Origin of the sequence: Paracoccus halophilus (assembly GCF_000763905.1) — a bacterium.
In the GTDB taxonomy this organism is placed as follows: domain Bacteria; phylum Pseudomonadota; class Alphaproteobacteria; order Rhodobacterales; family Rhodobacteraceae; genus Paracoccus; species Paracoccus halophilus.
On sequence record NZ_JRKN01000057.1, the window covers coordinates 1 to 9,106 of the forward strand.

8 protein-coding genes and 5 pseudogenes are annotated in these 9,106 nt (G+C 63.4%); 10 read left to right on the plus strand and 3 right to left on the minus strand.

Annotated features, from left to right (window positions below; genetic code table 11):
- Window positions 1-115: pseudogene (locus IT41_RS21065) on the plus strand (IS5/IS1182 family transposase); the annotation flags it as partial.
- Between the two features lie 476 nt (window positions 116-591).
- Here the strand turns inward: IT41_RS21065 and IT41_RS18495 are convergent.
- Window positions 592-1,446 carry an N-6 DNA methylase gene (locus tag IT41_RS18495; protein WP_197056029.1) on the minus strand — a complete coding sequence of 285 codons (855 nt, stop codon included), beginning with the start codon at window positions 1,444-1,446 and terminating at the stop codon, window positions 592-594.
- A 64-nt stretch (window positions 1,447-1,510) separates the two neighbouring features.
- Here IT41_RS18495 and IT41_RS18500 point away from each other — a divergent pair.
- The 4 genes and pseudogenes from IT41_RS18500 to IT41_RS18515 form a co-directional block, all read left to right on the plus strand.
- Window positions 1,511-1,783, plus strand: a pseudogene (locus IT41_RS18500) (ATP-binding protein); the annotation flags it as partial.
- Window positions 1,784-2,085: 302 nt separating this feature from the next.
- A complete protein-coding gene (locus IT41_RS18505; RefSeq protein ID WP_036744143.1) occupies window positions 2,086-2,328 on the plus strand; it encodes a type II toxin-antitoxin system ParD family antitoxin in 243 nt (80 codons plus the stop codon).
- Complete coding sequence (locus IT41_RS18510) at window positions 2,318-2,626, plus strand: type II toxin-antitoxin system RelE/ParE family toxin (RefSeq protein WP_036744145.1); 309 nt, start codon at window positions 2,318-2,320, stop codon at window positions 2,624-2,626. Before IT41_RS18505 ends, IT41_RS18510 begins: the two co-directional genes overlap by 11 nt.
- 150 nt (window positions 2,627-2,776) lie before the next feature.
- Complete coding sequence (locus IT41_RS18515; RefSeq protein ID WP_036744147.1) at window positions 2,777-3,139, plus strand: type II toxin-antitoxin system VapC family toxin; 363 nt, start codon at window positions 2,777-2,779, stop codon at window positions 3,137-3,139.
- A 20-nt stretch (window positions 3,140-3,159) separates the two neighbouring features.
- On the opposite strand, the gene IT41_RS18520 is transcribed toward IT41_RS18515, so the two are convergent.
- Window positions 3,160-4,203 carry a tyrosine-type recombinase/integrase gene (locus IT41_RS18520; protein WP_036744149.1) on the minus strand — a complete coding sequence of 348 codons (1,044 nt, stop codon included), beginning with the start codon at window positions 4,201-4,203 and terminating at the stop codon, window positions 3,160-3,162.
- Window positions 4,204-4,350: 147 nt separating this feature from the next.
- On the opposite strand from IT41_RS18520, the gene IT41_RS18525 reads away from it, so the two are divergent.
- The 5 genes and pseudogenes from IT41_RS18525 to IT41_RS18550 form a co-directional block, all read left to right on the plus strand.
- Window positions 4,351-5,340 carry a helix-turn-helix domain-containing protein gene (locus IT41_RS18525; RefSeq protein ID WP_036744152.1) on the plus strand — a complete coding sequence of 330 codons (990 nt, stop codon included), beginning with the start codon at window positions 4,351-4,353 and terminating at the stop codon, window positions 5,338-5,340.
- Window positions 5,341-5,697: 357 nt separating this feature from the next.
- The gene (locus IT41_RS18530; RefSeq protein ID WP_081967634.1) at window positions 5,698-5,991 is read left to right on the plus strand and encodes a transposase; all 294 of its coding nucleotides are present in this window, start codon (window positions 5,698-5,700) and stop codon (window positions 5,989-5,991) included.
- A gap of 26 nt (window positions 5,992-6,017) precedes the next feature.
- Window positions 6,018-6,341, plus strand: coding sequence for an IS66 family insertion sequence element accessory protein TnpB (gene tnpB, locus IT41_RS18535; RefSeq protein ID WP_231564830.1), 324 nt, complete (start codon window positions 6,018-6,020; stop codon window positions 6,339-6,341).
- 123 nt (window positions 6,342-6,464) lie between these two features.
- Window positions 6,465-7,492, plus strand: a pseudogene (gene tnpC / locus IT41_RS20375) (IS66 family transposase); the annotation flags it as partial.
- A gap of 510 nt (window positions 7,493-8,002) precedes the next feature.
- Window positions 8,003-8,943, plus strand: a pseudogene (locus IT41_RS18550) (transposase family protein); the annotation flags it as partial.
- 28 nt (window positions 8,944-8,971) lie between these two features.
- Here the strand turns inward: IT41_RS18550 and IT41_RS22205 are convergent.
- Window positions 8,972-9,106: pseudogene (locus IT41_RS22205) on the minus strand (IS256 family transposase); the annotation flags it as partial.

Consider the following 9,106-nt stretch of genomic DNA (forward strand, 5'->3'; position numbering starts at 1 on the left):
CTTTGCCCGCTTGAAAGATTGGCGGCGTATCGCAACCCGTTACGACAGATGCGGAGACCTGTTCCTCTCCGCCATCTGCATCGCCGCCATCGTCATCTTTTGGCTGCCAAAATGAGTCCTGACCCTAGTCATACATGTCAGCCGTTTGATCGGCCAGAACTCGATCTGGCGCGGCGCAAAGGCGAGGTCTATTGGGTGGGATGGTCCTGTGGTTGGGGTGGCTTCCCGAAGTGGTGGATTCCTGCTGGATTCCGCAAACTAGATTCCGGTGGATTCCGATTTTGGAATCCAGGAATACACCCGAGGGCGGCGCTCAAAGCCTTGTTTTATCGGCAGAAACGGCTATCAGGCTTGCCAAGTGGATTCTGGGTGGATTCCCCGGTGAAATCGCCTGACGCTGGAAACCTTCCGCGCTGCGCCCCCCCGAATACGGGATGCGCCGGGGAGGAACCAGAAGAGGGGGGCACGATCTGCTCCATGCCTAACCCGGAATGCTGCGATACGGTGGGCCAAAGAGTGCATCCGCATCAAGAAGCAGGCAACCAGATTCGCCAACGCTCGGCATAACAGGAAGAATGGGAAATAGTCTTTTCATTCGGTTCCCGGAAGTAGGGAAAGACCAAGCTCCTTGAGGAACGAGTTGTACCTCGAAGTCGCGTCCACGATCTGCTTTTCAACCTCGACCAACTCGTTCTGCGTGGCATCTAAATCGATCTCTTCCTCTGCCACCGCTGTACTGATGTAGCGGGAAATGTTGAGGTTGTAGCCCTCCTCGGCGATGCGCTCCATGCTCACGCGCTTGGCGTAGCGGTCCTCTTCCTTTCGGAATTGGTAGGTCTCGATGATCTTGCCGATTTGCTCTTCCGTAAGTTGGTTCTGCCGCTTGCTCTTCACGAAGTGTTCGGCCGCATTGATGAAAAGCACATCATCGGGCTTTTTGCATTTCTTGAGCACCAGGATGCAGACCGGGATGCCGGTTGAGTAGAACAAGTTCGCGGGAAGGCCGATCACGGTGTCGATGTGACCATCCTTCAGCAGCTTTATTCGGATGCGCTCCTCTGCCCCACCTCGGAAAAGCACGCCGTGCGGAAGGATGATGGCCATCACGCCCTCATCCTTCAAGTAGTGGAAGCCGTGCAGTAGGAAGGCAAAGTCTGCGGCGGATTTGGGCGCCAATCCATGGTTCTTGAACCGCACGTCGTCGCCCATCGCTTCAGTCGGCTCCCAACGGAGGCTGAAGGGCGGGTTGGCCACGATCGCATCAAACGAAGGTTTCTTGGCAGGGTTCAGCTCTCGCAGGATGTCCCAGTCATTGTTCAGCGTGTCGCCATGGTAGATTTCGAATTCCGTGTCTTTCACGCCGTGCAGCAGCATGTTCATGCGAGCGAGGTTGACGCAGCGCCAGGCAGCAAAGCATTTCAACATATCACGCGACAGCGTGGCCAAGATGGTGTCGTACTCGACACCGCCGGGCTATCAGCGGCGATCACCGATCCGGCGGCCGAAGCTGGCCGCCTACAAGCTGCTGATTATCGACGAGCTGGGCTTCGTGCCGCTGTCAAAGACCGGCGCGGAATTGCTGTTCGAGATGATCTCGCAACGCTACGAGCGCGGTGCCACCCTCATCACCAGCAATCTGCCTTTCGATGAATGGACGGAAACCCTGGGATCCGAGCGTCTAACTGGCGCGCTGCTCGATCGCATTACCCACCACGTCAACATTCTCGAAATGAACGGCGACAGCTATCGTCTCGCCCAGAGCCGCGCCAGAAAGGCCGGCTAGAACTCCCCTCAAAAATTCGCCGCGCCGGCCTGAGACCCCCGCTCGGGCTACGCCCTCCCGGCGGTCTCAGGCCGGCGCCATGGTGGCCGGTTTTTGCTCCGCCCCGTGGCCGGTTTTTACTCCGCCGTTGACATATTTTACTTGCAAGCATTTTCAACATGTCGTGTGCAGTAGCGAGCCTGCCACAAGACTCACGGAGGCCAGGTTCAAGTTTTCTGATGTAGAACATGATGCGCATTCCGGTTCGGCGGGCTTGTGTAATGGCAAAGATTGTCATATTTTACTGCGGAAGGAGAACAGCAATGGGCACCATGAACATCTCGCTCCCGGATCCGATGAAATCCTGGGTCGAGGACCAGGCCAAGTCCGGGCGATATGCCAATTCGAGCGACTATGTCCGCGACCTGATTCGCCGGGACCGGGCGCGGGCCGAGGCGATCGGACAGTTGCAGGCCGCCATTGATGCAGGCTTCGCCAGTGGCGCGGCGGTGCCGCTCGATCCGGCGACGTTCAAGGCTCGGATGCGCGACTTGGATGCCGGCTAGCGCCAACTGGCGGGTTCGCCCCGCAGCGCAGGCTGATCTTGCAGCCATTTGGCGGCACGGAGCCACAACATGGGGCGTCGCGCAGGCCGACCGCTATGCCGATGGGCTGTTTGGGCTTTTCGACCTCCTTGCCCAATTTCCCGAGATGGCGCGCGAGCGTACGGAATTTACCCCGCCTGTCCGGATTCACCCGAACGGCGCGCATCTGGTAATATATCTAGACGGAGGGCAGGGGATCGAGATCGTTCGCATTCTTCATGCCCACCAAGACCTGACCGCCTTTCTGAAAGATAGCTAGGCGATTTCAGTCATTGGCGCTGTGGTGATAGCCGCAAACAGAACTGCTCCGAGAAAAGAGGTAATGTCGCTGACGTTGGCTTCCATAACTTTTAATGATTGATATCGCTGGAGAAGATTTTAATCGGTCTCGCATGGCGGCCACCCTACAATGTGGCGCCTCCTTGATTTTCGCCGCTCGCCGGATGAGTTCGACCGCATCGGTGAGGCGGAGATCCGCGCCATGTTCGACCCGGCCAACAGGCTCTGGTTCAGCGCCGGCTCGATCTGGGAGGAGGCGATCACGCGGGCGCTGGACCGTGCCGATTTCCGGGTCGAGGCGGGGGTGCTGTCGAACGACCATGCGGAACTGCCGATGGAAGGGCGGCATCGCCTGGGGCCGGGCAGCTTGCCGGCGCTGCATGGCGACCCGTTCGACCGCATGCTCATCGCGCAGGCGGTGGTAGAGGGGATGATGCTGTTGACCACGGATACCAGGATCGGGGCCTGTGAAGGGCCGATCAGGCTGGTCTGACGGCCGCTGCCGGACCTTGTTCAGTCACCTTCGAGAAGTTCGGTTGCGGGGTTCTCGGCGATCTCGACATCGCGGTAATAGCTCTGGGCCTGGGTGACCGAGCGGTGCAGGCTCAACTGCATGGCGGCGGGCAGGGGGGCGCCGTCCAGCGCGGCCTGGGTCAGGAACCCCGCGCGCAGCCCGTGGGCCGAGGCGAAGCCGGGCGGATAGCCGGCAAGCTCCAGCCGGTGGCGGACGATGTCGCGCAGCCCGGCGGCGGTGAGACGGCGCGCGAGCACCCGGTCGGCGAGGGAAACCGGGCGGAAGAGCGGGCCGGCCTCGATCCTTGCGGCCGCGATCCAGGCCATGACGGCCCGCGCGGCGCGGCCCTTCAACGGCAGACGCGGGGCCGCCTCGGGCCCGGTGGTCTTGGTGCCGAGCAGCCGGATCCGCAGCAGCCCGGTCCCGGCGAAGTCGCGGCCGTCGATATCGTCGCGGTTCAGCCCGACGATCTCCGAGCGGCGCCGCCCGCCCGAGGCCCAGCCCAGCATCAGGCAGGCGCGGTCGCGCAATCCCCGATGGCTGTGATCGCAGCTGGTGAGCATCGCCTCGAGGATCTCGCGGGTGATCGGGTGTTCGGATTTCGGCCGGCGCGGCCGGGCGGCGGCGCGGCGCGCGCGGCCGCGGGCCTGGGCGATCAGCGGCGCGGCGAAGGGCGAGGGCAGGTTGCGCATGCGGTGGAAGGCGCGCCAGGAGGCGATGCGGCGATCGAGCGTGGCCGGCGCCGGGCAGGCGAGGCTGCGCCGCAGCCCGGCGGCGATCAGCGCCTCGGCCACCTGCCGGGCCGGGCCGGTCGCCTCCGACAGATCGACCGCGTGATCGAGCACGAAGCGCAGCGCCACGGACTCCTCTTCCGGCCAGGCGAGATCCGCGCCGAAGGCGGCGGCTTTCCAGGCGGCGAGATAGGCGAGGTCGCGCTCCCATGCGCGCAGCGTGTTCTCGGGCGTGCCGCGACGATAGAGCGCGCCGAGCGCGGCGGCATCCTCGGCAGAGAGCGCGGCGGGCAGGGGCAGGAGGCTTGTCATGGCGCCAGCATGGACGGTTTTTCGCGCGCCCGTCAAGAGGCGCGATAATTGGTCCTTATCGAAAGTGATTGCTGCCGGAACAAAACCTTTCAGTGAGCCGCAGAATACCTCTATTCTGCGGTTGTGAAGGAATAGGGGCTGGCAGGAATGGATGACGACTTTGCACCGGATCCGCTGGCGATGCCGCTGCCGCGGGCCGATCGGCGGGACCTGCTCGATCCCGCCGCCTGGCTGCGGGCCGAGGCGGATCAGGCGGCAGCGCTGGCGCGGGCGGCGATGGCGCTCGGCCGGCTCGACGGGGCGCTGGCCACCCTTGCCGAAGCCCCGCGCGCGGGCGCGCTCGCGCGTCTCGCCATGGAAGAGAGCGGGGCCATGCTCTGGGCGGCCGGAACGCCGCTGGCGCCGGGGGATCTGGGTCGCGAACTGCTGGATGCGCCGGCCCGGGTCGATCCCGAGGTGCTGCGCCGCGGCCGCTGGGCCGTGCGGCGGCTGCAGGGCCGGGGCGGCACGGAGGATCTGCGCGATTTCCTCGGGCTGCAACGGGTCGAGGCGCCCGGCGCCGCCGACATGATGCGGCCGACGGGCCTGGCCTTCGACGCGGCGGCGGATGAGTTCGCCGCAAGGCTGGCGCCGCTGCGGGCGGCCAGCCCGATCACCCGCGCGGGCTTTGGCCTGGCGCTGTGGCGGCTTTGCGATCTTTCGCCGGCGGGTGAACTGGTCGAGCCGGCCTGCTGGGCAGCCCGCATCATGGCCGCGGGCTGCCGCGTGCTGCAGTTTGCGCCGCTCGGGCATCAGGGCCGCGCGGTCTGGGGCCTGGGCGGCGCGCCCTTGGAGCGGCTGGGCCGCTGGTACGCGGCGGTCGGGCAGGGGGCCGATGCGGCGCAGCAGGAGTTGCAGCGCCTGCTGGCCTGGCAGGCACGGGCACATGCGGCGACGGCGCGGATCAAGGGCGACAACCCGGCCCGGATCATTGCCGCGCTCACCGCCCGGCCGATGATGAGCACCGCCATGGTCGCGGCGGCGGCCGAGATCAGCCGCGACACCGCCGAGCGGCTGCTGGCGCGGATGGACGGCATCGGGCTGATCCGCGAGTTCACCGGCGCTAAACGCTTCCGCCTCTGGGCCGCGAGGCTCTGAACGAAAGAGCAGGAGGCGGGGTTCTGTCGCAAACTTTCCTTTTGGTTGTGACGGCCTGAACCGTGGGCACAATTATGCTGCGACGGCAGCGAAGGTCTGAAAGGCGTTAGTGTAATGACCCAGCGGAATCTGGTCAGGTTAAGCCAATAATCTGAATGCCTCTGCCGGGGTTCGCAGTAAGCGCCACCTGGACCTCACCTTCCAGCCTTTGGGCTGATTGTCGCATTGTAGAGTTGTGATGATCAGGATGGAGTTTCTCCATGGAGGCTACATTGGAGGTTCTCCCGGTTGGCGACCGAGGTCGTCGGAACCGGAAGTGGCCAGATGAGGTGAAAGCGCGGATCGTGGCGGAAACGCTTGAGCCCCGGCGCAACGGTGAACGAGGTGGCGGAACGGCACGGTTTGTCTGCAAACCATTTGTCATCGTGGCGAACGCTGGCGCGTAAAGGGCGTCTTGTGCTGCCAGCGCCGGAGGATCCGATGGAGTTTGCGGCGCTGATGGTTGACTCTCCTGAGGATGCGCCGCGCGCCGATGTTGGTGGCGAGGCCCGGCCGGAGATCATCGCCGGCACTGTGGTGATCCGCCTGGAAACCGGGGCCACGGCGGAGCGGATTGCCTCGATCGTGCGTGCCTTGGCGGCCAGCCCATGATGTTTCCGTCGAACCGGGTGCGGGTTATGGTCGCGACCAGGTCCGTCGACTTCAGGAAGGGGCATGACGGGTTGGCGTCGCTGGTATCATCCATGCTGCACAAGGATTCCTTCACCGGCATGGTCTTTGTGTTCCGTTCGCATCGGGCGGACAGGTTAAAACTCTTGTATTGGGACGGCACTGGTCTGGTGATGGCCTACAAGCGGCTGGAGGACACGACCTTCACTTGGCCCGCGATCAAGGACGGGGTGATTGCGCTGAACCATGCCCAGTTCGAGGCGCTATTTGCCGGGTTGGACTGGCGCAAGGTAAAGGCGTTCGACGTGCGCCCGCCGGCCGCGGCAGAGTGAATCAGCCGGTTGTTTTTGCGTGTTTTTGCTGGGGTTTAGCGATAGCATCAGGCCATGCAGGCCGTCCCCGCTCTTGATCTGTCCACCATCCTGACTGCGCAACGCGCGGGGGTGCAGGCGTTGATGGAAACGGTGGCGGCACTGACGGACATCACCCGGCGGCAAGAGTACCTGATCGCTGAGCTGAACCATGCCCTGCATGGCAAGCGGGCGGAAAAGCTGACAGGGGATGAACGGCAATTGGCGTTCGAGGATCTCTCTATCGCGCTGGCCGAGGTCGAGACCGAGAAGGAAACACGCACAGCCAAAGCGGAGAGCGGGGCGACCAGGCCTGCGCCGAACTGCACCATCGGTAACCTGCCCGCCCCGCTGCCCCGCATCGAGGAAGTCATCGAGCCCGGCAGCCTGATCTGCCCCTGCGGCTGCGGTGTCATGCATAAGATCGGCGAAGACCGCTCGGAACGCCTGGACATCGTGCCGGTGCAGTTGCGCGTCATCGTCACCGTGCGCCCGAAGTGAGGGCATGAATGCCATCGGTTCGAATGAATGCCCGAACGCCTGCCGGATCTGCACCGACGGGGTTACACAGGCTCCGGCACTCAGCCATCTCATTATGGGCGGGCTGCCGACCGAGGCGACGCTCGCCCATGTGCTGGTCAGCAAGTGAGGGGCGGATGCGCCACCAGTTCGAGCACCGCCCCGAACGCGGACCATCTGCCGTTATATCGCCAGAGCCAGATCTTGGCGCGGGCGGGCCTTGAGCTGCACCGTGCCGTGCTGGCGGATTGGGTCGGCAAGGCGGCCTTCCATCTGAAGCCGGTGGTGGATCGGCTCGCCGAGCATCTGAAACGATCCGGCAAGCTGTTCATGGATGAAACCACCGCCCCGGCGCTGGACCCTGGGCACGGCACGACCAAGACCGGATATCTCTGGGCGCTGGCCCGCGATGACCGACCATGGGGCGGTGAAGACCCGCCCGGCGTGGTCTACTTCTACGCCCCCGGTCGCGCGGGCGAGAATGCCGAAGCCTTCCTGACCGGCTTCGACGGTATCCTGCAAGTCGACGGCTACACCGGCTACAACCGCCTGACCAAACACTCGCGCAAGGGCGGCGCCCCATTCGGGTGGCCCAATGCTGGGCGCATGATCGCGCCTTGGGTCATCAAGGGCGCGATGAACGGCACCGCACTCGCCGCTTACGTGGAAAAGGTGCTCGTGCCCGAACTCGCCCCCGGCAAGGTCATTAGTCGGGGAAACGCCCCACCGGGGCCTTTCCTGATCCTCCTCATTCCTTGACAACCTCGCCACGCACAGAAATGCCGCCGCCGCAAAGACCCTGCGCAACGCTGGCTGATGGTTCCTGTTCCTGCCACCCTACATTCCCGATCTCAATCCCAGCGGAATGGCATGCGCGAAGCTCAAGGCTCATCTGCGCAGGATCGGGGCAACAACCTTCACAGACATCTTCCGCGCTATCGGTCAGATCTGCGATCTCTTCAGCCCGGACGAATGCTGGAATTATCTCAAGGCCGCCGGATATGTAACAGGTTAATGGCGGGATGCTTTAATGGTGCGATCCATTCGTCGGAATGGAAGGAAGCATTATGGGATAAGTTCGTCACAGCAGCGCCACGACCACGCACGCCATCCGAGCAGCAATAATGAGGGCCTGCCCGCCATCGGTCCAAGGGCTGGCCCGAATGATCGCAAGCTTCGACCGCGGCGCTGAGCCGGGAACTCGGCATCAACCCCAAGACGGTTGCCAAGTGGCGCAAGCGCGAGACGGTCGAGGATTACAAGACTGGTCCTAAGGATCCCCGATCCTCCGTTCTCTGCGAGGCTGAGGAGGCAATGGTCGTTGCCTTTCGGCGCCACACGCTCTTGCCGCTGGACGACTGTCTCTATGCCCTGCAGCCTTCGATCCCGCACCTGACACGGTCCGCGCTACATCGGTGCCTTCAACGATGAGCCATGTCGCGCCATTGGTCCGAGCGACAATGGCAAATGCATCTCGCGCCTGCCTGACATCGGCGGTGACAAGCCGAAACGCCAGCGGTTCAAACGATACTCTATAGGCTTCTTCCATATGGATATCGCGGAGGTGCAGACCGCTGAAGGCAAGCTCGCTCTCTTCGTGGCAATCGACCGCACCCGCAAGTTCGCCGCGATCCAACTCGTCGAAAAGGCCGACAGGCGCACCGCCTGGGAGTTTCTGGAGCACGTGCTTGAGGCCGTTCCCTACCGCATCCATACGATCCTGACCGAGCGAGCCATTGAAGGCGCCGTTGGTTCGAGGCCAATGGTGAGCGGCATTCAGTTCGCCGACCAGCCCCGGAACAGGGGCACCGCCTATTCCCGGCAGATGCGATTCGACATGATCTGCGAAGCCAACGGCATCGAGCACCGGCTCACCAAACCCAACCACCCATGGAGTTTGGAGGATCAGAAAACGGTCCGGCGGACTGTTTTCCCGACAAACGGCCGGGTCGAGCGGATGAACCGAACGATCAAAGAAGCCACCGTCAAGCGTTTCCACTACGATAGCCATGATCAGCTCCGCACCCACCTCGCGGACTTCATCGCTGCCTACAACTTCGCCCGGTAGCGCCAAGAATCTTTTGCATATTTGCTCAAGCGGCGACGGTTCCTTTGGTTTGATCCGCGAATAGCATGGCCATGTTCATGTATTTACGGGTGGACCATTGGGTTGAGGCATGATTTTCCGTCCGGGAAGGCGCCAACGACGCGGCTGCGGCGTCTGAGCT

Excerpts from the sequence above, each read along its gene's own strand:
- IT41_RS18505 (WP_036744143.1), top strand. The coding sequence starts at position 2,086 with ATGGGCACCATGAACATCTCGCTCCCGGATCCGATGAAATCCTGGGTC.
- IT41_RS18510 (WP_036744145.1), top strand. The coding sequence starts at position 2,318 with ATGCCGGCTAGCGCCAACTGGCGGGTTCGCCCCGCAGCGCAGGCTGAT.
- IT41_RS18515 (WP_036744147.1), top strand. The coding sequence starts at position 2,777 with ATGTGGCGCCTCCTTGATTTTCGCCGCTCGCCGGATGAGTTCGACCGC.
- IT41_RS18520 (WP_036744149.1), bottom strand. The coding sequence starts at position 4,203 with ATGACAAGCCTCCTGCCCCTGCCCGCCGCGCTCTCTGCCGAGGATGCC.
- IT41_RS18525 (WP_036744152.1), top strand. The coding sequence starts at position 4,351 with ATGGATGACGACTTTGCACCGGATCCGCTGGCGATGCCGCTGCCGCGG.
- tnpB (WP_231564830.1), top strand. The coding sequence starts at position 6,018 with ATGGTCGCGACCAGGTCCGTCGACTTCAGGAAGGGGCATGACGGGTTG.